This is a genomic window from Halorubrum shenae, from assembly GCF_051194165.1.
Classification (GTDB): domain Archaea; phylum Halobacteriota; class Halobacteria; order Halobacteriales; family Haloferacaceae; genus Halorubrum.
Genome location: NZ_JBLZNI010000008.1, coordinates 121001 through 147422, shown reverse-complemented (window position 1 = coordinate 147422; position 26422 = coordinate 121001). Strand labels below are relative to the sequence as shown.

At 66.7% G+C, this 26422-nt stretch carries 26 protein-coding genes and 1 pseudogene; 15 read left to right on the top strand and 12 right to left on the bottom strand.

The window, feature by feature from the left end:
• The 3 genes and pseudogenes from ACNS88_RS11515 to ACNS88_RS11505 all read right to left on the bottom strand — a co-directional run.
• Positions 1–257 (bottom strand): annotated as a pseudogene (locus ACNS88_RS11515) (RNA-guided endonuclease TnpB family protein); the annotation flags it as partial.
• Positions 258–637: 380 nt separating this feature from the next.
• On the bottom strand, positions 638–1075 hold the full coding sequence (locus ACNS88_RS11510; protein ID WP_435097532.1) for a DUF5809 family protein: 438 nt from the start codon (positions 1073–1075) through the stop codon (positions 638–640).
• A 36-nt stretch (positions 1076–1111) separates the two neighbouring features.
• Positions 1112–1591 (bottom strand): DUF5810 domain-containing protein, encoded by a 480-nt coding sequence (locus tag ACNS88_RS11505; RefSeq protein WP_435097529.1) that lies wholly within the window; start codon positions 1589–1591, stop codon positions 1112–1114.
• Between the two features lie 188 nt (positions 1592–1779).
• Here ACNS88_RS11505 and ACNS88_RS11500 point away from each other — a divergent pair, with 188 nt between their 5' ends.
• The 9 genes from ACNS88_RS11500 to ACNS88_RS11460 all read left to right on the top strand — a co-directional run bounded on the left by ACNS88_RS11500 (position 1780) and on the right by ACNS88_RS11460 (position 7637).
• Positions 1780–3024 carry a translation initiation factor IF-2 subunit gamma gene (locus ACNS88_RS11500; RefSeq protein WP_435097518.1) on the top strand — a complete coding sequence of 415 codons (1245 nt, stop codon included), beginning with the start codon at positions 1780–1782 and terminating at the stop codon, positions 3022–3024.
• A 1-nt stretch (position 3025) separates the two neighbouring features.
• Positions 3026–3496: a type II toxin-antitoxin system VapC family toxin gene (locus ACNS88_RS11495; RefSeq protein ID WP_435097513.1), complete on the top strand. Its 471-nt coding sequence runs from the start codon at positions 3026–3028 to the stop codon at positions 3494–3496.
• Positions 3497–3518: 22 nt separating this feature from the next.
• Entirely contained in the window at positions 3519–4094 is a 576-nt protein-coding gene (locus ACNS88_RS11490; RefSeq protein WP_435097510.1) for a DNA-directed RNA polymerase, read from the top strand.
• The gene (gene spt4 / locus ACNS88_RS11485) at positions 4094–4291 is read left to right on the top strand and encodes a transcription elongation factor subunit Spt4 (protein ID WP_435097507.1); all 198 of its coding nucleotides are present in this window, start codon (positions 4094–4096) and stop codon (positions 4289–4291) included. The genes ACNS88_RS11490 and spt4 overlap by 1 nt, the downstream gene beginning before the upstream one ends.
• A gap of 33 nt (positions 4292–4324) precedes the next feature.
• Entirely contained in the window at positions 4325–4903 is a 579-nt protein-coding gene (locus ACNS88_RS11480) for a GTP-dependent dephospho-CoA kinase family protein (protein WP_435097504.1), read from the top strand.
• Between the two features lie 95 nt (positions 4904–4998).
• Positions 4999–5307, top strand: a complete 309-nt coding sequence (locus ACNS88_RS11475) for a 30S ribosomal protein S24e (RefSeq protein WP_004047156.1) — start codon at positions 4999–5001, stop codon at positions 5305–5307.
• Between the two features lie 10 nt (positions 5308–5317).
• Positions 5318–7009, top strand: coding sequence for a bifunctional N(6)-L-threonylcarbamoyladenine synthase/serine/threonine protein kinase (locus tag ACNS88_RS11470; protein ID WP_435097501.1), 1692 nt, complete (start codon positions 5318–5320; stop codon positions 7007–7009).
• 101 nt (positions 7010–7110) lie between these two features.
• The gene (locus ACNS88_RS11465) at positions 7111–7404 is read left to right on the top strand and encodes a DUF5808 domain-containing protein (protein ID WP_435097498.1); all 294 of its coding nucleotides are present in this window, start codon (positions 7111–7113) and stop codon (positions 7402–7404) included.
• Positions 7405–7502: 98 nt separating this feature from the next.
• A complete protein-coding gene (locus ACNS88_RS11460) occupies positions 7503–7637 on the top strand; it encodes a hypothetical protein (protein WP_435097495.1) in 135 nt (44 codons plus the stop codon).
• Here ACNS88_RS11460 and ACNS88_RS11455 read toward each other — a convergent pair.
• The 4 genes from ACNS88_RS11455 to pyrH form a co-directional block, all read right to left on the bottom strand.
• Complete coding sequence (locus tag ACNS88_RS11455) at positions 7621–8625, bottom strand: sensor histidine kinase (protein ID WP_435097492.1); 1005 nt, start codon at positions 8623–8625, stop codon at positions 7621–7623. The genes ACNS88_RS11460 and ACNS88_RS11455 overlap by 17 nt on opposite strands.
• Positions 8626–8702: 77 nt before the next feature.
• Positions 8703–8945, bottom strand: coding sequence for a DUF7573 domain-containing protein (locus ACNS88_RS11450; RefSeq protein WP_435097489.1), 243 nt, complete (start codon positions 8943–8945; stop codon positions 8703–8705).
• On the bottom strand, positions 8946–10667 hold the full coding sequence (gene lysS / locus ACNS88_RS11445; protein WP_435097486.1) for a lysine--tRNA ligase: 1722 nt from the start codon (positions 10665–10667) through the stop codon (positions 8946–8948).
• Positions 10664–11389, bottom strand: coding sequence for a UMP kinase (pyrH, locus tag ACNS88_RS11440; protein ID WP_435097483.1), 726 nt, complete (start codon positions 11387–11389; stop codon positions 10664–10666). The genes lysS and pyrH overlap by 4 nt, the downstream gene beginning before the upstream one ends.
• Positions 11390–11504: 115 nt before the next feature.
• On the opposite strand from pyrH, the gene ACNS88_RS11435 reads away from it, so the two are divergent.
• From ACNS88_RS11435 to ACNS88_RS11425, 3 genes are all read left to right on the top strand, one after another.
• Entirely contained in the window at positions 11505–12359 is an 855-nt protein-coding gene (locus tag ACNS88_RS11435) for a molybdopterin synthase (protein ID WP_435097480.1), read from the top strand.
• 299 nt (positions 12360–12658) lie between these two features.
• Complete coding sequence (locus ACNS88_RS11430; protein WP_004047147.1) at positions 12659–12919, top strand: DUF7123 family protein; 261 nt, start codon at positions 12659–12661, stop codon at positions 12917–12919.
• A 247-nt stretch (positions 12920–13166) separates the two neighbouring features.
• Positions 13167–14318 (top strand): site-2 protease family protein, encoded by a 1152-nt coding sequence (locus ACNS88_RS11425; protein ID WP_435097477.1) that lies wholly within the window; start codon positions 13167–13169, stop codon positions 14316–14318.
• Between the two features lie 30 nt (positions 14319–14348).
• Here the strand turns inward: ACNS88_RS11425 and ACNS88_RS11420 are convergent, their stop codons facing one another.
• The 4 genes from ACNS88_RS11420 to ACNS88_RS11405 all read right to left on the bottom strand — a co-directional run bounded on the left by ACNS88_RS11420 (position 14349) and on the right by ACNS88_RS11405 (position 18331).
• Positions 14349–16022: an ABC1 kinase family protein gene (locus tag ACNS88_RS11420; RefSeq protein ID WP_435097474.1), complete on the bottom strand. Its 1674-nt coding sequence runs from the start codon at positions 16020–16022 to the stop codon at positions 14349–14351.
• 3 nt (positions 16023–16025) lie between these two features.
• Positions 16026–16436 carry an Hsp20/alpha crystallin family protein gene (locus tag ACNS88_RS11415; RefSeq protein ID WP_435097471.1) on the bottom strand — a complete coding sequence of 137 codons (411 nt, stop codon included), beginning with the start codon at positions 16434–16436 and terminating at the stop codon, positions 16026–16028.
• Between the two features lie 66 nt (positions 16437–16502).
• Positions 16503–17240 carry a DUF2391 domain-containing protein gene (locus ACNS88_RS11410; protein WP_435097468.1) on the bottom strand — a complete coding sequence of 246 codons (738 nt, stop codon included), beginning with the start codon at positions 17238–17240 and terminating at the stop codon, positions 16503–16505.
• A 281-nt stretch (positions 17241–17521) separates the two neighbouring features.
• Entirely contained in the window at positions 17522–18331 is an 810-nt protein-coding gene (locus ACNS88_RS11405) for an alpha/beta fold hydrolase (protein ID WP_435097465.1), read from the bottom strand.
• A 231-nt stretch (positions 18332–18562) separates the two neighbouring features.
• Between ACNS88_RS11405 and ACNS88_RS11400 the strand changes: the two genes are divergently transcribed.
• Positions 18563–18814 carry a DUF7127 family protein gene (locus tag ACNS88_RS11400; RefSeq protein ID WP_435097462.1) on the top strand — a complete coding sequence of 84 codons (252 nt, stop codon included), beginning with the start codon at positions 18563–18565 and terminating at the stop codon, positions 18812–18814.
• Positions 18811–21078: a CDC48 family AAA ATPase gene (locus ACNS88_RS11395; protein ID WP_435097459.1), complete on the top strand. Its 2268-nt coding sequence runs from the start codon at positions 18811–18813 to the stop codon at positions 21076–21078. The genes ACNS88_RS11400 and ACNS88_RS11395 overlap by 4 nt, the downstream gene beginning before the upstream one ends.
• A gap of 49 nt (positions 21079–21127) precedes the next feature.
• Here the strand turns inward: ACNS88_RS11395 and ACNS88_RS11390 are convergent, their stop codons facing one another.
• The gene (locus ACNS88_RS11390) at positions 21128–21367 is read right to left on the bottom strand and encodes a DUF8029 family protein (RefSeq protein WP_435097456.1); all 240 of its coding nucleotides are present in this window, start codon (positions 21365–21367) and stop codon (positions 21128–21130) included.
• Between the two features lie 428 nt (positions 21368–21795).
• On the opposite strand from ACNS88_RS11390, the gene ACNS88_RS11385 reads away from it, so the two are divergent.
• On the top strand, positions 21796–26082 hold the full coding sequence (locus tag ACNS88_RS11385; protein WP_435097453.1) for a ribonucleotide reductase barrel domain-containing protein: 4287 nt from the start codon (positions 21796–21798) through the stop codon (positions 26080–26082).
• The last annotated feature ends 340 nt before the right edge of the window (positions 26083–26422 follow it).

The following is a 26422-nucleotide window of genomic DNA, read 5'->3' as shown; positions in this document are numbered from 1 at the left end:
GACCGCCATGCTTCGGTGTTTGCTCGTCGGACAGTCTGGGCGGTGGACGCGCCGAGAACGGCTTTGTATTTCCCTTCCAGAGCGCCGGTATCGGCGTCCCACACGCCGCCCTCGAAGCCGTCTTCGTCGTTGTAGCGCATGAGGCGCTGGTAATTGATCTCGTTCCAGAGAGCGGCGGAAGCGTCCAACAAGTCCCGTAGCACCTGCTCATCGTCGTCGGTGAGCGGGCGCACGACAAATGAGTTGGCACGCTTCACGACAACAGATTATTATACTTTTAGTCTTAAAGTCTTTTCGTATGCGGCCCAACATCGACATTTCACACACGCTCGGTGGCCGAGTCAAAGACTACGCAGAAGCAAACGATTTGGACCTCTCGGAAGCCTATGCAGAGGTGTTAGAAGCAGGACTCGAAACGTTGGAGACTCAAGACCAGCAGTAACGTGCGGTTTCTCATCGAAGTGTACGCGATTCACGCCCGCCGTGAACGGCGGGATTCTCTCGCTGTATCAAGATAGGTGGTCGACGTCTCACAGGAGTCGCCGACCCGGCTGTCGCAGCACGAATTCTCCGTTTTTTCTACCGAGCAGCGATGGCTGTACCGTCTGTGATCTGTGTCGTCTGAAATCTGTCTCGTCTACCGCCCGGACTCGTAGAACTCCTCACGGTAGACCCGCCCGAAGGCGTTCCGACGGAGGGTGCCCGCGGCCGCGTCGGGTTCCTCCTGATACGTCGCCGCGATCACGGTGTCGGCGAAGGGGATCGGGTGCCACACGACGTTGTCGACGTTGTCTGACCCGATTCGAACCACGTCGTCCTCCTCGAACTCGCTTCCGGCGAGCCACTCGTCGAACTCCTCCTCCTCGCCGACGTGAACCGCGAGCAGTTCGGCGAACGTCGCGTCGCGCGCGGTCCGGATCACTTCGGGCGTGACCCGCTCGTCGTACTCCTCGGCACCGAACGACATCGCCTTCGTCGCCTCGCGGACGACGACCTGCGCGACCGGGCCGACGTCCTCGTAGTACTCGAGCGCGTCGGCGCGGGTCTCCGGGGCGAACGTTCCCTTAGTGTGCATACCCATCGTTCCCCGCCGACTGAAAAGGGCGTTCCGTTACGCGGACGGATCGTCGGGGGTGTCAGCGGCGTCGTCAGTCTCCTCGTCGTCGTCACCGCCTTCGACATCGCGGGCCATCTCGCGAGCCTCACGGATCGCGCTGGCCACCTCCGGATCGGTCTCGCCGGTCGCGTCGACGGCACCGGACCTGCCGCCCGCGGCGTGATCGTGACTGGCGTGATCCGCGTGGTCGTGGTCCGCCTGACCGTGTCCCGCGCGGTCGTGCGCTCCGAGGTCGACGTCGGGCCGCCCGCGATCGACGGTGTCCTCGAACACCTCGTGGTACTCGGCGTCTTCGGCGTGCGGTGTCACCTCGGCCGCGAGCCCCGAGGGCTCGCGGTCGCTCCAGTCGGGGACGCGGTCGTCGAGCCACGCCTCGTGGTCGTCGCCGTGTAACATCGCCGTGAACGCGAGGTGGTGCGCGAGGTGCTCGCCGTCGCGCTGGGGGGTCTCACAGACGGGGCACGCGTATCCCATTGTGAGGCGACCTACGCCGGTGGGTCCTAAAGCGGCGTCGGACCGGGCATCGCTCTCGGCGCGTCGCTGCCGTCGACCTCGGCGTCGTCGCCGCCCCGGACGCGGCCATCTCTCGCCACTATAACAGCAACTTTATCACTCGCACGGGGCGAATTTCCGGTAAGACTACTCCGTTAGGAGGTCCAACAGTGACTGAAGCCAACACACAACCGGAGGTGAACATCGGTCTCGTCGGTCACGTCGACCACGGGAAGACGACGCTCGTGCAGGCGTTGTCCGGCTCGTGGACCGACCAGCACAGCGAGGAAATGAAACGCGGTATCTCGATCCGGCTGGGGTACGCGGACGCGACGTTCCGGCGCTGTCCCGGCGTCGACGCGCCCGAGTGTTACACCGTCGACGAGGAGTGCGAAGACGGCTCCGAGAGCGAGCCGCTCCGAACGGTCTCGTTCGTCGACGCCCCGGGCCACGAGACGCTGATGGCGACGATGCTGTCGGGCGCCTCGATCATGGACGGCGCCGTGCTGGTCGTGAGCGCGACCGAGGACGTCCCGCAGGCCCAGACGGAAGAACACCTGATGGCGCTCGATCTCATCGGGATCGAGAACATCGTCATCGCGCAGAACAAGGTCGATCTGGTCGACCGCGACCGCGCCGTCGACAACTACCGGCAGATCCAGGAGTTCGTCGAGGGGACCGTCGCGGAAGACGCGCCGATCGTCCCCGTCTCCGCGCAACAGGAGGTCAACATGGACCTCCTCATCGATGCGATCGAATCGGAGATCCCGACGCCCGACCGCGATCCCGGCGAGAGCGCCCGCATGTACGCGGCCCGCTCGTTCGACATCAACCGCCCGGGTGCGACCGCGGCGGACCTCAAGGGCGGCGTCGTGGGGGGTTCGCTGGTCAGCGGCGAGCTGTCCGTCGGCGACGGGCTGGAGATCCGCCCGGGCCGCGAGGTCGACGAGGAGGGGCAGACGGAGTGGCGCCCCCTCGAAACCGCGGTGCGCTCGCTGCAGGCCGGCAGCAACGACGTGGAGTCCGCTCGGCCCGGCGGGCTGCTCGGCGTCGGCACCGGGCTCGACCCGAGCCTGACGAAGGGCGACGCGCTCGCGGGACAGGTCGCCGGTGAGCCCGGCACGCTCCCGCCGACGCGCAACGAGTTCGAGATGCAGGTCGACCTGCTCGACCGCGTCGTCGGTAAGGAAGACGACGAGAGCGGCGAGAGCGACATCGAGGAAATCTCCACCGGTGAGCCGCTGATGCTCACGGTCGGCACCGCGACGACGGTCGGCGCGGTGACGAGCGCGCGCGACGGCGAGTGCGAGGTGAGCCTCAAGCGCCCCGTCTGCGCGGAGGAGGGCGCACAGATCGCGATCAACCGGCGCGTCGGCGCGCGATGGCGGCTCATCGGCGTCGGGACGCTCTCGTAGCGTGACCGACACCGCCCGCGCGGACGGCCCGGAGCCGACTCCCACGGGCGATGCCCGTACAGAGGGCCTCGCGGGGGACGCCCCCGACGGCGCCCCGGTCGTCGCCCTCGACGCGAGCGCGCTGATGGCGCCGGTCGAGGCGGACCTCCGACTGTTCGAGGAGCTCGATCGGCTCCTCGACGCCTACGAGGTCGTCGTCCCGACGGCGGTCGTGTCGGAGTTGGACCGGCTGCAGGGCGGGAACGGCGCGGAGGCGACCGCGGCGAGCGTGGGTTCGGACCTCGCGACGCGGGCGGAGACGGTGGAGACGGCAGAATCGTACGCCGACGACGCGCTCGTCGAACTGGCCACCGAGGGCCGGGTCGACGGCGTCGTCACCAACGATCGACCGCTGGCGAATCGGGTGCTGGAGGCGGGCGCACCAGTAATCGGTTTAAGGGGTCGGAACACACTGGCGATAACGGAACCCTAGCGGACGCGGACAACCAACGAATATGTACAAACGAGTTCGACTCAAGGATACGGTCGAGGTACCGCCGAAACACCTGGCGGACGTCACCGACGAGCGGGTGAAAGCCCTGCTGCAGGACAAACTGGAAGGACGAATGGACGAGGACGTGGGGAGCGTCGTGAGCGTCATCGAGGTCCACGACATCGGCGACGGGGCGGTGTTGCACAACCGCCCCGGCGTCTACTACGAGGCGGAGTTCGACGCCCTGACCTACGACCCCGATATGCAGGAGGTCGCCGACGGCACGGTCGTCGAGACCGTCGAGTTCGGCGCCTTCGTCGGGATCGGGCCGGTCGACGGCCTGCTCCACGTCTCGCAGATCACCGACGAGTACCTCACGTTCGACGGGGTGAACCAGCAGCTCGCGTCCTCGGATTCGGACAAGAGCCTCGGCGTCGACGACGCCGTCCGGGTGCGTGTGGTAACTAAGAGTATCGACGAGCGCAACCCGCGCGACTCGAAGATCGGGCTCACCGCGAAACAGCCGGGCCTCGGGAAACACGAGTGGCTGGAGGGGCAACGACTTCACCGCGAACAGACCGGTGAGGAGGCCGACTGATGGCCGAGGACCGCCTGGCGTGCCGTGAGTGTCACCACGTCAACGACCCCGACTCCCAGACCTGCGAGCACTGCGGGTCGTCGTCGCTCACCGAGGACTGGGCGGGCTACGTCATCATCACCCGGCCCGAGGAAAGTCAGATCGCGGACGAAATGAACGTCACGAAGGCCGGGTCGTACGCGCTGAAGGTCCGCTAAGACGGCGACCGTCCACGACACGTTTTCACACCAATGCTCACGCTTCCCGACTCCCTGCGCGACGCGTTCAAAGAGCCGCTCGGTCCGGTGACGACGGATGCAGACGAGTTGCTCGCGGGCGCGGCTGAGACCCGCGGCGAGCGGGTCGCGCCCGACGCCCCCATCATTGCGGTGGGAGACGTCGTCACCTACCACCTGCGGAAGGCGGGTCGCGTTCCCGACGTCGCGTTGATCGACGGAAAGACCGAACGCGAGGCGGTCGACGCGGCGATCGAGTCTGCACTTGCGGCCGCGAACGACCGCCGGATCCCCGTGGAGAACCCCGCCGCGTCGCTGTCGGCGGAGCTCCTCGAGGCGCTCGGCGAGGCGCTCTCCGACGCCGACCCGGTCATCATCGAGGTGACCGGCGAAGAGGATCTGGCCGCCCTGCCGGCGATCCTCGCCGCGCCCGACGGCGCGAGCGTCGTCTACGGCCAGCCGGGAGAAGGGATGGTCCGCGTCGCGGTCACGCCGGAGTCCCGCGCGGAGGCCCGAGAGCTCTTCGAGGGGCTCGACGGCGACATCGAGGCGGCGTACAAGGCGATCGGCCGCGTCCCTGACGAAGACCGGTAGGATCCCGGCGAAGACGACCGAGTACCGAAGCTCGACGGCACCCCCGCTTCGAAATCCTTTTACAGCTTTCGAGGGGATATACGCCTAACTGAACCATGGACGTCGATATCATCTCCGAGGAAGAGAACCCGATGTTGCACCGCACGGACATCCGATTCGAGACGACCCACGAGGAGGCGACCCCCTCCCGTCTGTCGGTTCGCGACTCGCTCGCGGCCAAGCTCGACAAGGCCTCCGAGGAAGTCGTCGTTCACGAGCTGGACACGAAGTTCGGCATGCGCAAAACGGTCGGCTACGCGAAGGTGTACGACAGCGCGGAGGACGCGCTCGACGTCGAGCAGGAGTACATGCTCGAACGCAACAAGATCGGCGGCGAGGGCGACGCGGACGCCGAAGAGGCCTAACGCCAGCTGAATGCGCGTTCTCGGCATCGAGGGAACCGCGTGGTGCGCGAGCGCCGCCCTGTACGACGCCGAGACGGACTCCGTTCTCATCGAATCGAATCCGTACGAGCCGGACAGCGGCGGCATTCACCCGCGCGAGGCCGCCGAGCACATGTCCGAGGCGGTCCCCGAGGTCGTCGACGCGGTCCTCACGGCAGCCGAAGACGAGTACGGGCCCGACGCGATCGACGCGGTCGCCTTTTCGAAGGGGCCGGGACTCGGCCCGTGTCTCCGTATCGTCGGGACCGCCGCTCGGTCGCTCGCGGGGGCGCTCGACGTGCCGCTCGTCGGCGTCAACCACATGGTCGCACACCTGGAGATCGGTCGCCATCGCTCGGGCTTCGAGAACCCGGTGTGTCTGAACGCCTCCGGCGCGAACGCCCACCTGCTCGGCTACCACGACGGGCGCTACCGCGTGCTCGGAGAGACGATGGACGCCGGCGTCGGCAACGCGATAGACAAGTTCACCCGCCACGTCGGCTGGGATCACCCCGGTGGGCCGAAGGTCGAAGCGGCGGCGCGGCGGTACGCCGAGGGGACCGACAGCTCGGACGACCTCCTCGATCTCCCGTACGTCGTCAAGGGGATGGATTTCTCCTTTTCCGGAATCAGCTCCGCCGCCAACGACGCGTCCGACGACGGGATCCCGGTCGAAGAGATCTGCTTTTCCCTGCAAGAACACGTGTTTGCGATGCTGACGGAGGTCTCGGAGCGCGCCCTCTCGCTGACGGGCGCCGACGAGCTCGTGTTGGGAGGCGGCGTCGCACAGAACGATCGGCTCCGCGAGATGTTGGCGTCGATGTGTGCGGCCCGCGGCGCGACGTTCCACGCTCCCGAGCCGCGCTTCCTTCGCGATAACGCCGGGATGATCGCCGTGTTGGGCGCCAAGATGGCAGAGGCCGGCGACACGGTCCCCATCTCGGAGTCCGCGATCGACCCGAACTTCCGCCCGGATCAGGTTCCGGTGACGTGGCGAGACGGGGAGTCCGTCGCTCGGGGACGCGATCCCGGAGGGGGCGCCGACGGGACGGACGCCGATCGGCGAGGCGCCGAGGCGACGGTGGAGATCGTCGCGGGCGGTGAGGGAGACGGCGATGAAAGAGACGCCGCCGACCGCCGCGTGATCAAGCGCCGCGTCCCGAAGGCGTACCGCCATCCCGAACTCGACCGGACGCTCAGGCGCGATCGGACCGTCGCGGAGGCCAGGCTGACGAGCGAGGCGCGCCGGGCGGGGGTGCCGACGCCGCTTTTGGACGACGCGGACGTGCCGAACGCGACGCTGACCCTCCAGCACGTCGGTGAGCGTGACCTCGCCGCCGCTCTCGACGAGGGGACCGAGCGCGTGGCGTCCGTGGGTCGGCACCTCGCGCGGCTTCACGACGTGGGGATCGTCCACGGCGACCCGACCACGCGGAACGTGCGGATCGAACAAGGAGAAGACGGCGGCTCGCGAGCGACGCTCATCGACTTCGGGCTCGCCTACCACACCGGCCACGTGGAGGACCACGCGATGGACCTCCACGTGTTCGAGGGATCTGTCCGCGCGACGGCGTCCGACCCGGACCCGCTGATCGAGGCGTTTGAGGTCGGGTACGCGTCGGTCGGCGACGGCGGCGTCCTCGACCGGCTTCGCGACGTGGAGGGACGCGGTCGGTACCGGTGAGCGGTCGTGAGCCACCGGAACTGGGACCGATGAGCGCCGGCGGACGAGAACCGACGCCGAGTTGCGCCACGCTTTATATGCCCGGCGGGTGATGTACGGATATGGCAGATAAACCGTCTTCGGGAGAGATCATCGGGATCCCGTACAACTTCGAGCGGCCGAGTCTCGGCCGGCTGCTCTCGTCCTACTGGCAGCCCGGCAAGGGGATGTTGGTCGAGAAGCCGTTCGGCATCGGATACACGCTGAACCTGGCGAACTGGCGGTCGTGGATCGTTCTCGCGGTCGCCGGCGGGCTCTACTACCAGCAGACGCAGTCGGGCGGGGCCTCCGACGCGTCCGACGACGGCGACGCGGACGCGAGCGACGAACCGGTCGAAGTGATCGTCGACGACTGACCGTCGACGACGGCGATCGCTTTTGACCGGTGTGCCCGATTTTCAGACGCGATTTCGGGACGGATTCTTTTAAATACTAGCGCAATTAATTGGAAGTAGTGAAAGTTCAGTTCGAGTGCTCGTGTTCGGAGGAAATCTCCGAGTTCACCCGCGGAGAGACGAGTCGCGGGGTCCACGTCGAATGCGGTGCCTGCGGGGCGGTGTACGCGGTGACGATCACGGAGCTTGACTAGTTTCGCGCCCCGGATCGGCCTTCTCTTTCGTCCCCGAACCCCTCGTTTCGGCCCCGCTTAGCGTCTCTCTCTCGCTGCCGATAGTCGGTGCCGTCGGACCGTCGGCCGACTCGAACCGGAGGCGGACCGTCGTCCCGTCGTCGCTCGTCTCGAACCCGACCGTCCCGCCCTGGGTTTCACACATCCACTTGACGAGCCAGAGCCCGATACTACTCGCGTGTGACAGCGGCGTTTCCTCCTCCGCGCGCAACACCGCTTGTTCGTCGTCGGGGATCCCCGGACCGTTATCGCGGATCTCCAAGCAGGTTGTGGACCCGCTTTTCCTGACGCAGGCGTCGACCCGGCGCACCGACTCGTCGTTGTGTGTGACGGCGTTCTCGAACACCTCTCGAATCGGGTACTCGATCGACTCGTCCGCCCGGACCCACGCTTCGACGGGCGCGTCGACAGTCAGCGAGACGTCCGCGCGGTCGATGTCTGTGGCCGCCTCGCGGACCGAGTCGACGAGATCGACCCGCCCGCTCGGAGGTGCCGTCGACGCGTCTTCGATGACGCGCAGCTTTTCGCTGATCGCGACCATGTCGTCCGTCGTCTCTCGGATCGTCTCTAGACACTCTCGACTCCGATCGTCGTCGATCCGGTCGGCGAGGAGGTCCGCGTACCCCTGAATGACGTTGAGGTCGTTCCGCACGTTGTGTCGGAACACCCGACTCAACACTTGGAGCTGCTGGTTCGACGTCTCGAGCTCACTCCGGGCGGCGACCGCACGGCGCTGCCGGTGCGCCGTGGCGCCGTAGAGGAAAAGCGACGAGACGACGAGGAACGCCCCACCGCCGGCCGCCCGTATCGGCGTCCACGTCGAGAGCGATCCGACCGCCGACGCGACCGCGAGATCGGCCGCGACGATGAACACCGCCCCGAGGCAAAAATACCCGACGGCGAGTTCTCGGGGCGTTCGGCCGAAGACGACGTCGGATTCTAGTTTCATTTATTATCCACTAAACATCAATCGCTCGCTGTCGTAACTAACGACTAACTCCAGTCCGTATTAAACCTTGACTCGGATCACCACGACTTGCAGCCGGGGCAGACCCGATCCCCGTCGTCGAGCCAGCGGCGTTCGACGCGGTCGCCGCACCGCTCGCAGTCGGCGCCGCCGGCGGTCCACGTCGCCGTCGAAGGGGTCGGGTCGTCGGCTTCGATGTCGGTTACGTCGGCGCCGGCGGAGTCCACGTCTGCGGAGTCCGCGTCAGTTTCGCTGTCCCCGCTCGACCCCGCGAACTCGTCGAGTGATCGGTCTTCTGGCATCTACGCCTCCCGGCGGAGCCGCGCTACGACGTACTCTCGCTCCAGTTCGCCGAGGAACTCGCCGAGCCGCGGCCCCTGCGTGTCGTCGAAGAAGAGCCGGTAGCCCGCCGCGAAGAAGTCGCTCACCTCCACGTCGTGTGCGCGTGCCGTCTCGTACATCTCCGCTTGGATCGCCTCGCCGTCGTGACCGGCCGCGACGAAGTCGGCGAGGTCGTCGAGCGCGGCCGCGACCTCGTCGTCGAAGTCGGCGTCGGGCAGGTCGGTCTGGAGCCGATAGTCGTACTCGTTGCCGGTGCGCTCCGCCCAGTTGCGCGCCTTCTCGACGCGGGCGAGCGCGGCGTCAACGGTCTCCTCCGAGGCGTCTGCGGGAATGTGGCCTTCGTCGCGGGCGAGTTGCTCACGGAACGCGGGGTCGTCGACCATCCCGAGGACGGCCGCGAAGGTGTACGGGAGCCGCACGGGCTTCTCGGTCGGCGGGTCGTCCGCGCGCCCGACGACGAACGGGTAGGCGCGCTCGGCGAAGGCGGTCAGGTCCTCGTCGTCGACCGCGCCGAAGTACGCGCGTTCGAAGCGGTCGAAGCGGTCGACGAGCTGGTCGAGCCGCTCGATGTCGAGATCGCGGGCCTTCTTCGGGTGGAGCGCGAAAAAGTAGCGGAGCACGGCGGGCTCGAGCAGGTGGAGCAGTTCGGGGACGGTGACGATGTTGCCGGCCGACGAGGAGAGCGGCTCGCCGTTGAGCGTGAACCACTCGTACACCATCGGGACTGGCGGCTCGACCCCGAAGACGTTCCGAGCTACGTCGACGCCCGAGGGCCACGACCCCTCCGCGTGGTCCTTCCCGAACGGCTCGAAGTCGACGCCGAGCACGTCCCACTGGCCGGGCCACTCCAGCCGCCACGGGAGCTTCCCTTCGCGGAACGTGGCGGTTCCCTCGTGGCCGCAGCCCTCGATGATGTTGTCTCCGGCCTCCATATCGGTACACACGTACTCGACGGTCTCGGCGTCGAGATCGACGCTCGTGACCGTCTCCGTGATCTTCCCGCACTCGGCACACACCGGATTGAACGGGACGTACTCGCCGTCGACCTTGTCTTGGTACGCCGAGAGCACCTCGCGAACCCCGTCGAGGTCGGAGAGGACGGTTCGGGTCACGTCGTCGAAGTCGCCGTCGGCGTACAGGTCGGTGTTCGAGACCATCTCGACCGGGATATCCAGCCGGTCGGCGTCGGCCTTCAGCAGGGCGGCGAAGTGGGCGGCGTACGAGTCGCGCTCGCCGAAGGGGTCCGGGATCGCGGTGTACGGTTTCCCGAGGTTTCGGCCGAGCGCGCCTGCGTCGACCTCGCCGAGCCCGACGATCTCCCCGTCGGCGTTCGCCAGCTTCCGCGGGAGCTTGCGGAGCGGGTCCTTGTCGTCGGAGGTGAACACCTGCCGAACCTCGTGGCCGCGCTCGCGCAGCACCGCGGCGACGAAGTACCCGCGGATGATCTCGTTGAAGTTGCCGAGGTGCGCGACCCCCGAGGGAGAGACGCCGCCCTTGATCACGATCGGCTCACCGGGCTCGCGCGCCTCGATCTCGTCGGCGACGACGTCGGCCCAGAAGGCGTGGAACCCCTCTCCACCGCTCTCGGCAGCTTCGTCGCCGACTCCCGCGGCACCGCCGCCTCGAGACTGCTCCGAGAGGATATGTGGGGAATCGTCGTGCGGGGCGTCGTCGGTGCTCACGCGTCTCCCGCCCCCGTCCAGTACGTCGGCTCGTCGCTTCCGGTCGGAACCACGTCGGTGCCGGTGTGGTCCCCGCGGAGGACGGCGTCGACGACAACGCCGGGGTTCGTCCCGTCGAGGACGATGGAACGGATGCCCGCCCGGTCGATCAGCTTGGCTGCGAGCAGGTCGACCGGCGCAGACGCCCCCGCGTTCCGGCTCATCGGGAGCACGATATCGACGAGTTCGGTCGGCGACATCGACCCGAACTGGCTCGCGTCGTCGTCGACGTTCGGGTCGGCGTCGTACACGCCGTTCGCGCTCGTGGCGTACACGAGGAGGTCGGCGTCGACCGACTCCGCGAAGGCGGCGGCGACCGCGTCGGTGGTCTGGCCGGGAGTCACGCCGCCCATCACCGACACCTCCCCGCGCCGGAGCGCGGCGGCCGCCTCGTCGTAGTCCGTCGCCGGCGAGAGGTTCGCGTCGTCCGCGAGCGCGGCGATCAGCAGCCGGGCGTTGAGCCGGGTCGTCCCGATGCCGAGCTGATCGAGCTCGACCTCGTTGGCGCCCAGTTCGCGGGCCGTCTCGATGTACTCTCGCGCGACGCCGCCGCCGCCGACGACGACGCCGACCTCGCAGCCGTCGGCCACCAGTCGCTCGATCGCCTCGGCGTATGCGGCCACCCGGTCGGGGTCAAGATCGGGCGCGAGCACGCTCCCGCCGATAGAAACGACGACTCTCATTACCGTCGAATATCCCTGTCGCGGTCTTAAGGATTATCAAGCGGGACCGGGTCGCTCCCGGCTGCTCCCCGAGACCCCGGGAAACGCCTAAGCCGCTCGCAGCCCGCTCTCGGGTATGCAACCGATATCGATCGTCGGTCCGGGAGCGCCCGATCTCGCGGAACCGCTCGCGAACCGGCTCGACGGGCGGGTAGCGGTCGTCGACTGCGCGGGTGAGGGTGAGCGCGTCCGCCGAACCGCCGATTCCGAGGCGACCGATGGGGGCGTCGCAGTCGGGGAGGACCGGACTGGAGCGGCCGCCGACACGACGCTCGCGCTCGACGCCGACGGCTCGTGGACCGGCCGCGGGAGTGTGGACGGGCTCGACGACCTCCTTGACGGGCTCGCGCCCGACCACGACTACCTGATCGCCGTCGGCGACTCCCGCCTGCGTGTGTCGACGGTTCTGCTCGGGGCGGACGCGGATTCTCAGGACGTGCCCGGCACGGTGATCGCCGCGGGGGACGGGCCCGGAGAGGTCGATCTCGACCGACTCGTCGACGATCTCGACGCCGCGGAGCCGTGGATCACTCGGGAGACGCTCGTGCGCCGGGTGGAGGAATCCGCTGACGCGGACCGTGCCGGCGCGGTCGCGACGTTTACCGGACGCGTCCGAGCGCGAGACGCTCCCGACGACGACCGAACGACACACCTCGCGTTCGAGAAGTACGAAGGGGTCGCCGCGGAGCGGATGGACGCCATCGCCGCGGAACTGACCGAGCGCGACGGCGTGTTCGAGGTCCGGATGCACCACCGGACGGGCGTGGTCGAGGCGGGCGAGGACATCGTGTTCGTCGTCGCCCTCGCGGGTCATCGCCGGGAGGCGTTCCGAACCGTCGAGGACGGGATCGACCGGCTGAAAGACGAGGTACCGATATTCAAAAAGGAAGCCACGGAGGCAGAGGAGTTCTGGGTCCACCGGCGCGACTGATCACTCGTTCGGTCGCGTGACCGGTGGCGGTGGACTGATCCCGCCATTTACCGGCAATATAGTCTGGTTAAGCTGTTCGTTATCGATCCCCCGGAGCAGCGTCATCTCCGAGAAGCAAAGCAAAAATAAACCGTTTAAATCACACTATAAAATTTCTAAGCGGTTTTAGAACTGTTTTGAACGGTCTGTCAGACACGTTTTAGTCAATCTCCCCGGTCTGAAACGCCATGAAAGCCACTGAACAGCCCTCAACGGTCGTACCTTTATAACACCGTCCGGGGGCAATCAGTGGGTGTACCATGAGCGCGACTGCAAACCCCTCCACGACCGCAACAACGACCGACGACCTCAGCAAGGAAGAGCGGCTGAAGCGGTACCTGCTCGACCGCGCGGAGGACGGCGAGATGTACTTCAAAGGGAAGTTCATCTCCGAGGACGTCGAGCTCTCTCCGAAAGAGATCGGCGCCCTCATGGTGAAGCTCCGTGATTCCGCCACGGAACTCACCGTCGAGAAGTGGTCGTACACGGGCGCGACGACCTGGCGCGTCGAGCCCGCCTGACCGCCGGTAGCGACATCCCCGAACAACGCGCTCAAGCGCGTCCCCGCCACCGCACGATAACTCCCTCGTACCGGCTGACGACTCCTCTCAGTCCCCTTTTCCTCGCTGACGACCGCCCCCTCCGTTTTTTCTCCCGCTGACGGATCGCGGCTCCGCCGATCGGCGCGGGCTTCGGATCGTCTCGAAGCGATCGGCGAACGCCTCGCCCGACGCGGGGTTTATACTCGCCGACGGGCTACGGCCGACGATGCCAGAACACGAGGACAGTGGGCCGTCGGGCTCGGCCGACGTTCCGCGTCCGGAGCCGCTCCAGACGTTCTTCCGGGTCGACGATGTCCGTCGGGAGGACGGTCGCGTTCGGTACGTCGGGGAGTCGTACATCCCGGAGCGCACCTTGTTGCGAAAGCTGGTCCCGGGGTTCCGCGACGCCGGGTACGACGTCGACGTGGAGACGGTCGCGGACGGTCACGTCGTCGTCGCGACGCCGTTCAATCACGGGCGAGGCGGGATCCCGTGGCTCAACGTCGTCATGTTCGCGGCGACGATCCTGTCGACGCTGTTCGTGGGCGCGTACGGGTGGTACTACGTCGGGTGGGAGACCATCAGCGCGAACCCACTGGCGCTGCTTCGGGCGTGGCCGTTCACCGCGGCGGTGCTCGGCGTCCTGATGACCCACGAGCTCGGTCACTACGCCGCCGGGCGATACCACGGCGTCGACGTCTCGCTGCCGTACGTTATCCCGTTCGTCTTCCCCTTCGGGACTCTCGGAGCGATTATCCGGATGCGAGGTCGGATGCCGTCACGGAGAGCGTTGTTCGATATCGGCGTCGCCGGTCCGATCGCGGGGCTGATAGCGACCGTCGTCGTCACCGTGATCGGACTCTCGCTCGACCCGATCCGGGTCCCAGCCGAGCTCGCTACCGCGTCGGGACCGATGATCCGGTTCAACAACCCGCCGCTTTTGGGACTCATCGCCGATCTCATCGGCCAACCGACGGCGTACGACGATCCGGGGCTCACCGCACATCCGGTAGTGATCGGCGGCTGGGTCGGGATGTTCTTCACGCTGCTCAACCTCCTGCCGGTCGGCCAACTCGACGGAGGCCACATGGTCCGGGCGATGGTCGGCCCCCGACAGGAGACGGTCGCGGCGCTCGTCCCCGGTGCCCTCTTCGCTATCGCCGCGTACCTCTACTTCTGGCGCGGCTTCGGGATCGACCAGTCGGTCGGCCTGTGGACGTTCTGGGGGCTGTTCTCGCTCGTGATCGCGTTCAACGGGCCCGCGAACCCCGCGGACGAGGAACGGCTCGGGTGGCCCCGGCTCGCCGTCGGACTCGGGACGTTCGCCGTCGGAGCGCTCTGTTTCCTCCTCGTTCCGATCGAAGTCATTCCGGCGTGAGCGGCTCGACTCACGCGGCGCGAACCGCGGTCAGTCCTCGCGCTGCTTTTTCATTCCTTGTCTGGTGAACTGGGGTGTCGTCCGGATCCCGCTCTTCTTCCGGAACGAGCGGTAGAGCGCGACGGCGAGCGGCGCGGCGAGTAGGAGGACGACCGCGGCGAGCCGCCACGACTGGGCGAACGAGTAGAGGATCGTCGCGGAGAGGACGCCGACGGCGAGTAGCACCGAGTAGGCGATCCGCATCGCGAGCTTGTCGAGGACCCTCGAGCCGTCGTCGATCGTGACGTCGATGTGGAGGTCGCCGCGGTTCGCCCGGTCGAGGAAGTCGTCGGCCTTCGGCGGGACCGTGAACAGCGCCTCTGCGGTCTTCTGGGCCTGCTTTCCGGCGTCCTCGGCGAGGTCGCGGGCGGTCTGCTCGTAGTACCCCTCATCCCTGAGGTACTCCGTCGCCGTCGAGATGAAGTCGAACTCGGGGTCGAGGGTGACGCAGACCCCTTCGACGACGGTGGCGACGCGCAGCACGAGCGCGAGATTCGGGGGGAGCCGGAGCGGGAACTCGTAGATCGTCGACTCCACCTGCTCGATGATCTGGTTCACTTGGTACTGCTCGATGTCCTCCCCGCTGGCGTCCGCGATGGCCAGCTCCATCACGTTCCCCATCACCTCGCGGTCGGCCTCCGGCGAGAGGGTGCCCATCGCGATCAGCGTGTCGAGGATGCCGTCGATGTCCTGCCGGGCGACGGCGACGTAGAAATCGATGATCTTCTCTTGGATGAACGGGTCCACCCGCCCCGCCATCCCGAAGTCGTAGAAGATTACGGTGCCGTCGTCGTCGACCGCGAGGTTCCCGGGGTGGGGGTCGGCGTGGAACACGCCGTCCTCGATGATCATCTGGAGGTACACCTCTTGGAGCGTCTCGGCGATGGCGTTCCGGTCGATCCCCGCGTTATCGAGCGCGTCGACGTCGCTAATCTTGGTCCCGGGGATGTACTCCATCGTGAGCACGCGCGGACCGGAGACGGCCTCGAAGGCGGTCGGGATCCGGATCCGGTCCTCGTCCGCGAAGTTGGCGCGGATCTCCTCGAGCATCTCGCGCTCGCGGTCGTAGTCCATCTCCTCGCGGATCGTCTTCGCGAACTCGTCGGCGAGGTTCTCCAGGGAGAACGCCCGTCCGCTGCCGGTGAACTGCCGAACGATCGGGATCGACCACCGGATCGTCCGGAGGTCCGCCTCGACGAGCGATTCGATCCCCGGACGGCGGACCTTCACCGCCACCTCGGTCCCCTCGTAGCGGGCGGTGTACACCTGTCCGAGGCTCGCGCCGCTTATCGGCTCTCGGTCGAAGTCGTCGAACGTCTCGTCGACGGGACCGAACTCGTCTTCGAGAACGACCTTCGACTCTTCCCACGGGGCGGGCGGCACGTCGTCTTGGAGCCCCTCTAACACCTCGATGTAGGCCGGCGGGAGGATGTCCGGGCGAGTCGAGAGGATCTGCCCGAGCTTGATGAACGTGGGTCCGAGCGTGAGCAGGATGTCGAGGAGGACGGCGGCGCGCTCGCGCTGCGTCTCGGCGTCGACCTCGCGGCCCCCGCCGAACAGGAAGTACCGCTTTCGATCTCGCCAGTAGGCGACGATCAGCGGCGAGAACTGCCGCATGACCACGAAGAACCGCCAGTAGGCGCGGAGGTTCACCAGCGTGACCACCCGTCAGGCGCTGTCGTCGGCATCGATGTCGCCGTCCGCCGTCTCGTCGTTCTCCTCGCCGGCCTCATCGACGGGGATCGTGCGGGAGGCGTCGCCGGTCCGCTTGGGAATCGTCACTTCGAGGACCCCGCGGTCCATCTCCGCGTCGGCGCCGCTGCCGTCCGCGTCGCTCGGAAGCGGGAGTTCCGCGTCGAGGAACAGCGGCCGGTCCTCGCGCACGTACCGGAACCCCTCGGGGACCCCCTTGTCGCGGCGCCCTTCGATGACGATCCGGCCGTCCTCCGCGAGGACCTCGGTGGTCTCGGCGGTGGCACCCGGGAGGTCGACGACGAGCACGTATCCCTCGTCGGATTCGAGCAGGTCTGCAAACACCGCGTCCGGGAGATCTCGGAGCGCGTCGCGTAACGCTGACATACGCAGAGCTACGGTCGCCGCGGCGAAAAAGGTGTGGAAAAGGGGGGCGGCTCCGGTCGGACGAGATCAGCTGGTCCGATCGAAGTCGAGATCGATCTCCCCGATGTCCTCCCCCTGCGACTCGCCCGGAAGGATGTCGCCGAGCCCGGCGCCGAACGCGGCCGCGGCCCACACGACGAGCACCCGGGCGCCCCGCTCGGCCCCCGTCGGATCGCCCTCGTGGAGCCGGCCCCACAGGAGCAGCATGGACGCCGAGGTGAGCAGCGAGACGAGCAACACCCCGGCGTACCGGCGCGGGATGACGCCGAGGATCGGGTGCCTGATATCGATCTGCCGGAAGTCGGCGCCGTAGAGCAGGCCGGCGGTCATGACCAGTACGAACGCCACGTGCGCGAGCAGGAAGACGGGGACGCCGGCGACGGTGGTCGCTGCGAGCCAGGCGGCGATCTCGAAGACGCCCCCTTCCACGAGTAGCGGCAGCGAGAAGAGAACCGCCCCGACGAACGACTCGGCCATGTCGCGGGAGGTGTACTTCGTGATTCGGACCGTGAACGCCGAGCTGCCGGGCATCCGTTCGACGAGCGAGATGGTCTGGCGCACCTTCTCGCGCTCGTGATCGTCGTCGACGGTGTCGCTCAGGGCGTCGAGCTTCGCCAGTAGATCGTTGATATCCGGGTCCGCGGGGCCGCGGGTCGAGGCGTCGGGATCGCGTGAGACGTCAGGACCACGTGAGGTATCGGATTCGGCGTCGCTCTCGCGGGGCCCGGTGCGATCGGAGTCGCCGTCGGAGACAGAGCCGTCCATTGGGCCCCGATCGAGGCTATCGTTCAAAAAGGGTGCCGCCGGTCAACAGAGCGGATCGGCGAACGATTTAAATACTGTGGCATGGTAACTTGTAACACGGGGTGAGTACGGAGCACATCGGAGACCGAACCCAACGCCCATCGACGATCGGGAGGTACCGCATCGAGTTCTGTCCAGTCGGCTTCCAGGCGCGGGCTGCGTCTCCGTCCCGAGACGCGCCCCGAACGACTGCTTCGCTCGGCAGGTTCCTTTAAACCGTCACGACATCGACGAGCGCCGACTCAGTCGCCGGTACGCCGATTTTCCGAGATCCGCGAGCAGAACGCCGCCAGTGCCGCATTGAACGCTTCCGGTTGTTCGAGCATCGCGAGGTGTGCGGCGTCCGCTATCACCGCGCGCTCGCAGTCGTCGATCCGGTCCGCGAAGTAGTCGTGATACATGACGGGCGTGAGCCCGTCGTGCTCGCCGACGACCGCGAGCGACGGGACCGCGATCTCGTCGAGTCGATCGCGAACGTCGAAGCTGTGGCAGGTCAGGTAGTCGCGCTCGGCGACGGCGCGCCCGCAGTCGCGCTTCCCGGCGCGCGACAGCTCGACGTACTCCGGCGGCGCGTCGTGGAACAGCCGATCGGGTTCGTGAAGCAGCTCGATCGCCCGGTCGAAGTCGGTCGCGAGCGCGTCGCGGAGGGGCTCGGCGACGGCGAGCTTCGCCCCCGTCCCGGCGAGCACGAGGCCGTCGAGCGCGAGATCGCGTTCCAAGGTGACCCATAGCGCGACGGCCCCGCCCAGCGAGTTACCGCAGAGGACGGTCGCGTCCGTCTCCTCGGCGACGGCGACCACGTCGTCCGCGTACGCGTCGAGCGTCTCGGGACCGGCGGGCACGTCGACACCGTCGCTGCCGATATCGTCGCTGTCGCCGTGGCCCGACAGGTCGAGCGCGACGACCGGGAACCGGTCGCTCAGGCGCGCCTGCGCCTTCCAGATGTCTTTGCTCCCGCCGCTCCCGTGGACGAAACAGACCGTCGGTCCGTCGCCGCCGCGATCGGAGACCCGGTAGGCCGTGTCGCGGCCGTGGTGCGTGACCCGCTGCATGGTCGTTGCTTCCGCGCCTCACTTATAAAAACCGCCGACGGCACCGGCGTCTCGCCGATGGCGATCGCCATGATCCGTGTTCGGACGCGACCGACCCGAGCCGATCCGAGTTGGCGGAGATCGACCCGAGTGTGACCCGAACCGCAACACTACCGATGCGAAGATAGTATCTCACGTCATGCGGTTTTCAACGATGTATTTAAATACTCTCGCACCTAACTTGTAGTTAGCATGAATCACCAACAGACCCGATCGACCGGCGACGGTCCGCTGCTCCGCCGGTTCGAGTACGAGGATGGGTGGATTGTCGCCGCCGATCTGGGCGCCGACGCCGAGAACGTCTCCGTCGACACCGTCGGCGAGACCGCGATCGTCGTGATAGAAGGCGACGGCGAGCCGATCGAGTCGGAGTTCGAGCTCCCGGGCGCGGCCGACTCGGTCCTCGTCGAGAACGGCGTTGTCACTGTGGAGGGGCAGCGATGAAACTCACCGTCAGGCCGCTGAAACAGAAGGACGCCGGGCGCCGCCTCGCGGCGATCGACCGCGTCGCCGCCGAGGAGCTCGGACTCTCCGGCGGGGACATCGTCCGCGTCGAGGGCTCGGACGGGGCCGCGATCGCACGCGTCTGGCCCGGCTACCCGGAAGACGACGGGACCGGCGTCGTGCGTATCGACGGCCGCCTCCGCCAGGAGGCCGACGTCGGGATCGACGACCGCGTGACCGTCGAGTCGGTCGACGTCTCGCGGGCGGAGTCGGTGACGATCGCGTTCCCGAGCCAGCTTCGCGTCCGCGGGCAGATCGCCCCGTTCATCCGCGACAAGCTCTCCGGGCAGCCGGTGACCGAGGGGCAGACCATCCGCACGTCGATGGGCTTCGGCCTGATGGGCGGCCAGTCGCAGGCGGTGCCGATGAAGGTCGCCTCGACGACCCCCTCGGGGACCGTCGTCATCACCGACGACACCGAAATCGAGATCTCGGAGGTCCCCGCCGAGGAGCTGACCGGGCCGAGCGACACCGGTGACGGCTCGGGCGAGGGCCCGGACGTGGCCTACGAGGACATCGGCGGGCTCGACAGCGAGCTCGAACAGGTCCGGGAGATGATCGAGCTGCCGATGCGGCACCCGGAGCTGTTCAAGCGGCTCGGTATCGACCCGCCGAAGGGCGTCCTCCTGCACGGCCCGCCGGGCACGGGGAAGACGCTGATCGCCAAGGCCGTCGCCAACGAGATTGACGCCAACTTCCACACGATCTCCGGGCCGGAGATCATGTCGAAGTACTACGGCGAGTCGGAGGAGAAGCTCCGCGAAGTGTTCGATGAGGCGTCCGAGGAGGCGCCCGCGATCATCTTCATGGACGAGCTCGACTCCATCGCGCCAAAACGCGAGGACGCCGGCGGCGACGTGGAGCGCCGCGTCGTGGCCCAGTTGCTCTCGCTGATGGACGGGCTCGAAGAGCGCGGCGAGGTCGTCGTCATCGGGGCGACGAACCGCGTCGACGCCATCGACCCCGCGCTCCGGCGCGGCGGCCGGTTCGACCGCGAGATCGAGGTCGGCGTCCCCGACCGAGACGGCCGCAAGGAGATCCTGCAGGTCCACACGCGGAACATGCCGTTAGTCGAGGGGATCGACTTAGACGAGTACGCCGACAACACCCACGGCTTCGTCGGCGCGGACTTGGAGTCGCTCGCGAAGGAGTCGGCGATGCACGCGCTGCGGCGCATCCGCCCCGATATCGACCTCGAAAGCGACGAGATCGACGCCGACGTGCTGAACTCCATCCAGGTCACGGAGTCCGACTTCAAGGAGGCGATGAAGGGGATCGAGCCCTCGGCGCTCCGCGAGGTGTTCGTCGAGGTCCCGGACGTGAACTGGGACCAGGTCGGCGGCTTGGAAGACACCAAAGAGCGGCTTCGCGAGACGATCCAGTGGCCGCTCGAGTACCCCGAGGTGTTCGAGGAACTCGACATGCAGGCCGCCAAGGGCGTCCTGATGTACGGCCCGCCGGGCACGGGGAAGACCTTGCTCGCGAAGGCCGTCGCCAACGAGGCGGAGTCGAACTTCATCTCGATCAAGGGGCCCGAACTGCTGAACAAGTTCGTGGGTGAGTCCGAGAAGGGCGTCCGCGAGGTGTTCAGCAAGGCCCGCGAGAACGCGCCGACGATCGTGTTCTTCGACGAGATCGACTCGATCGCGACCGAGCGCGGCAAGAACTCCGGTGACTCCGGCGTCGGCGAGCGCGTCGTCTCCCAGCTGCTGACGGAGCTCGACGGGCTCGAATCGCTGGAGGACGTGGTCGTCATCGCGACGACGAACCGCCCGGACCTGATCGATTCGGCGCTGCTCCGGCCCGGCCGGCTGGACCGCCACGTGCACGTCCCCGTGCCTGACGAGGACGCGCGCCGGAAGATCCTGGAGGTCCACACCCGAGAGAAGCCGCTGGCCGACGACGTCGATCTCGACGCGATCGCCCGGAAGACCGAGGGCTACGTCGGCGCCGACATCGAGGCGGTGGCCCGCGAGGCCTCCATGAACGCCTCCCGAGAGTTCATCGGGAGCGTCTCGCGCGAGGAAGTCGGCGAGTCCGTCGGCAACGTCCGCGTGACGATGCAACACTTCGAGGACGCCTTAGACGAGGTGAACCCGAGCGTCACCCCCGAGACGCGCGAGCGCTACGAGGAGATCGAAAAGCAGTTCCAGCGGTCGGAGGTCAACCGCGAGGAGACCGAGCCCGGGACGGCGTTCCAGTAGAGTTTCGGTCCAATTCCGTCCAATTCGGTCCGGTCGCGGCGCGGTTTTTTTAGATGACACCGAGCATCGACAGCAGGTAGAACACGGCGACGAGAACGATCCCGATCGTGACGAGCCGCCACGCGAGCTTCAACACGAACTTCCCGAGAATGATCACGATCGCGACGGCGACGAGCGCGACGAGCAGCTGTCCGGGCTGGCTGGCGAGCAGACCGGCCTGAAGCGGTTCCGAGGCTACGAGTGCGGCGAGTGAGGCTGTCATGTCCGAGCCCACGGTAAGGTCGGGCATAAGCTTGTGGGGATGAGGTCTGCGGATCTGTTATCTGATTCTGATAGGTCCGTGGTAAGAATTGCGACGAAGCCCGACGGTTGATCACCAGTAGGATGTGTGTAACGGCACCACCGCGGCGAGTTCCACTGGTGATCGCCGTCAAACAACCCCCCTTCTGTTCCGGTGGGAAGCGGTCTGCTTACGGCGGTTTTTCCGATCGACAATCAGTTTCACTCCGGTCTGGCTACCCTTATGTGTTCGGAGTCCGTTTATTGCCGATGTACCGGAATCCAGCGTCAGACGCACCGAACGGACGTTGCATAACGAATCGTACATAAAGGCGCCTGTCGGGTCCGAACATCCGAACGTACAAGGGCCCGCCTCGCCAGTACACCAACACCACAGATGATCCATATCTCACACCAACCGAGCGGGGTGGCCGTCGAATGAGCAGCGACGGCGTCGCCGCGGACGAACTCGAACTGCCGATCAAACGCACGACGGGCGAGACGATGGAGGAGCGTCTCACGGCCAACGCCTACCACAACATCCTGCCCGCGCGCTACCTCCGGAAGAACGCGGACGGGGAGCCGATCGAAAACCCCGAAGAGCTGTTCGACCGCGTCGCGCGCAACGTCGCGCTCGCGGAAGCGGTCTTCGAGGCCGAGAAACAGGACGTCGAGGTCACGGTCACGCCCGACCAGCTGAAGCCCGACCACCCGCGGCGCGACGAGCTCGCCGCCGAGGTCTTCGGCACGGGAACGACCGCCGACGACGATGCGGAGACGACGCTCACCGCCCACAACGTCAACAAGTTCGCGTACTCCACTGTCGTCCCCGAGCTTCCCGACGGTGTGCGCGAGCACGTCGAGGCGACCGCTGACCGGTTCCGCGAGGGGATGGAACGGCTCTCGTTCATGCCGAACTCGCCGACCCTGATGAACGCCGGCGACGAGCTCCAGCAGCTCTCCGCCTGCTTCGTCGACTCGCCCGCGGACGACATCACCGATATCCACCAGACCGCCAAGGAGGCGGCCGAGGTCTTCCAGTCCGGCGGCGGCATGGGGTACGCGTTCTGGAAGCTCCGCCCCTACGGCGACTCCGTCGGCTCCACCGGCGGCATCGCCTCCGGGCCGATCACGTTCATGCGGACGTTCGACCAGATGTGCGAGACGATCGCGCAGGGCGGCGCGCGCCGCGGCGCCCAGATGGGTGTCATGCGCGTCTCGCACCCGGACGTCATCCAGTTCATCCACTCGAAGAACAAGGACGTCTCCTTAGCCCACTCGCTGCGACTGAACGACCCCGACGACTTCACGCACAACTCCTTCGCGGACGCCTTAGAGGAGGCCCGCGAGCTGATCGACGAGGACGGCAAGGTGCCCGAACACCTCCGGAACGCGGTCGAGGGCCACCTCTCGAACTTCAACATCAGCGTCGGCGTCACCGACGACTTCATGGAGGCGCTGTACAACGACGAGGAGTTCACCTTCACCAACCCCCGCACCGAGGAGCCGCACGTCGCGACCCCCGAGACGAAGGAAATCTACGACATGTTCGGCCTCGGCGAGTACGTCGAGGTCGGCGAGGTCCTCTCGATCCCGGCCCAGGAACTCTGGGACGACATGATCGAGGGCGCCCACGAGAACGGCGAGCCGGGCGTCATCTACCTCGAACGGGTGAACAAAGAGCACTCCTTCGACACCGAGGAGCACCCGGACCACCGGATCCTCGCGACGAACCCCTGTGTCACCGGCGACACGCTGATCAGTACCGAGAACGGTCTCGTCGAAGCCGAGGAACTCTACGAGCAGGGCGTCGCACGCGATGTCGTCGTCGACGGGCGCCTCAGCGAGGAGACGCTCAAGGAAGCGAGTAGCGTCTACAAGACCGGCGAGAAGGACGTTTATAAGCTCACAACCGAAGAAGGGTACGAACTCCGCCTTACTGCCGATCATCGCGTCATGACGGATGACGGATGGGTCGAAGCCGGAGATCTCGGTGCGGGCGACACGGTTCACATCCAGAACCGGAAAGGCTCGTTCGGTCAGCACGGAACGGCCGCGGAAGGCCGTGTGCTCGGCTGGATGGTCGGTGACGGCCATCTCAAGACCGGAGAGGAGCGCGCCGTCCTCAACTTCTACGACGAGGACTCCGAGGTCTCGGAATCGTTCGCAGCCGACGTGAATGAAGTCGTTCGTGATCCTGTCGGTAACGCCGACTACGAGGTCGGCGTCAACGAGATCGCCAGGGGCGATGACTACCGCGGTGCGCAGGCCATCGAGCAGCGGATCCGCTCGGCTCGGCTGTACGAGTACGCTGAGGAAGCCGGTTTAGTTGACGAGAAGCATCAGGTTCCCGAAGCCGTGATGCGCGGGAGCGAGGAGATGGCGCGCGGATACCTCCGCGGGTTATTCTCCGCGGACGGCGGCGTTCAGGGGAACGTCGAGAAGGGCGTCTCCGTCCGGCTCACGAGCACGAGTACCGGTCTTTTAAAAGAAGTCCAGCAACTCCTGCTCAACTTCGGAATCTTCAGCAAGATCTACGAAGAGCGCCACGAGGCCGGTGTCCAAGAGATGCCTGACGGAAAGGGTGGAACTGCGGAATATGAGCGACAGGCTGACCACGATCTCGTCATCTCGAAGGACAATCTCGTCCGGTTCACAGAGGAGATCGGATTCCTCCTCGACTCGAAACAGGACGCACTCGACGAGCGTCTCGCAAACTACGACCGCGGACCGTACAGCGAGGGATTCGAAGCGACCGTTTGCGCGGTCGAAGACGACGGCTACGAGGCTGTCTATGACCTGACGGAGCCCGAGACGAGTTCGTTCGTCGCGAACGGACTCGTGGTTCACAATTGCGGTGAACAGCCGCTCGAAGAGTACGAGGCCTGTAACCTCGGCCACATCAACCTCTCGACGCTCGCGGCGCAGGACGCGCCGGACTGGCGGGTCTGGTCCGCCGAGCACGCCGACGAGTACGACTCGCAGGCGGCGGCGATCGACGCCTTCCTCGAGGAGGCGATCGACTTCGAGGAGTTCGACGAGCGGATCGACTACGGGACCCGATTCTTAGAGAACGTGGTCACGATGTCGGACTTCCCGGTCGAGAAGATCGAGCAGAAGGTCCGCGACATGCGGAAGATCGGACTGGGAATCATGGGGCTCGCCCAGCTGTACATCCAGCTCGGGATCCAGTACGGCACCGAGCCGGGCCACGAGGTCGCCCGCCAGCTGATGACCCACATTAACCACGCGTCGAAGCAGACCTCCCACGAGCTCGCGACGGAGCGCGGGACGTTCAACGACTGGGAGGACTCGAAGTACGCGAACCCCACCGAGTACCGCGACTGGTTCGAGCACTACACCGGGCTCGACGCCGACGAGTGGGAAGACGGGTTCCCGATCCGCAACCACAACACGACGACGATCGCCCCCACGGGCACGACGTCGATGATCGGCAACACGACGGGCGGCTGTGAGCCCATCTACAACGTCGCCTACTACAAGAACGTCTCCGACGACGTGCAGGGCGACGAGATGCTCGTCGAGTTCGACGACTACTTCCTGCGCACCTTAGAGGAGAACGACGTCGACGTCGACGCCGTCAAGCAGGAGGCCCAAGATCAGATGGCGACGAACGAGTTCGACGGCGTGGACGGGTTAGAGACGGTCCCGGACGCCATCGGCGAGCTGTTCGTCGTCACCGGCGACCTCTCGGGCAAGCAGCACGCGGCGGTCCAGTGCGCCTGCCAGAAGGGCGTCGACTCGGCCATCTCGAAGACGTGTAACTTCCCGAACGACGCCACCGCCGAGGAGATGGAGGACGTGTACCGCTACATCTACGACCACGGCGGCAAGGGCGTCACCGTCTACCGTGACGGCACCCGCTCGAAGCAGGTGCTCACGACCCGCGCGAAGAACGCGGAGTTCGCGGACGAGAGCGAGGCGGCCGAGACGATCGTCGAGCAGATCGGCGAGGTGTTCGGCGGCGTCGAGGCGTTCCTCGACAACGAGGACGTCCAGCGGGCGATCGACGCGGAGATCTCGGACCTGCTCGAAGCCAGCGAGGGGTCCCGGGTCGACTACAGCGAGCGCAGTCCGCGTCCCGACTCCCTGAACGGCGTCACCCAACGCGTCGAGACGGGATACGGCAAGATGTACGTCACCATCAACGAGGACGAGAACGGGTTGCCGTTCGAGCTGTTCGCGAACATCGGCCACTCCGGCGGCTACACCAATTCCTTCACGGAGGCGCTCGCGAAGGTCATCTCGACGGCGCTCCGCTCGGGCGTCGACCCCGAGGAGATCGTCGACGAGCTGCAGGGCACCCGGAGCCCGAAGGTCGCGTGGGATAAAGGCGAGCAGATCCAGTCGATCCCGGACGCGATCGGCACCGCGCTCCGCCGCTACCTCGACGACGAGATCGACAAGGGGATTCCCCAGCAGCAGAGCCTCGACGACGTGGAGAGCGTCAGCGAGTCGTCGAGCCAGACCGACGGCGGTGCAGTCGACGCCGGAACCGCGACCGACGCTCCGGTCGACGTCACGCCCGACATCTCCACCGCAGACGGTCCCGAGGTCACGGACGACGCGGACGGCGCGGACGACGCGATGCAGGAGCTGATCGCGGCGGGCGAGTCGCCCGAGTGTCCCGAGTGCGGCGGGATGAACCTCTACTACTCTGAGGGCTGCAAGACGTGCGAGTCGTGCGGCTGGTCGGAGTGTTAGACGGGCCGACTCGACGACGGTAACGAGCGCCTGACGACGCGGATTTTCTAAGATCGCTACGGACGCGGGAGTGATGGATGTCGGGAGTGAGTGTATCAGTGCGGTGGTGGCGATGAAGTATTTAAATGACTGTGAGCGACTGCGACGATTGCTTATAAATGAACTGCGGTGGCGCGCCTCCGAGCGGTCGCCGCCGGCGACCGCGAGGAGTCCGCGAGGGACGCGGTGAGCGCTCGCAGAGCGCGAACCGCGAGGCTGGGGAGGTGTGAGGTGTGGGGCGGTGCTGTGCGGGGCGGGACTCAAAGGGGCAGTCGCCGGACTACGTCCGGCTGCCAGAGGC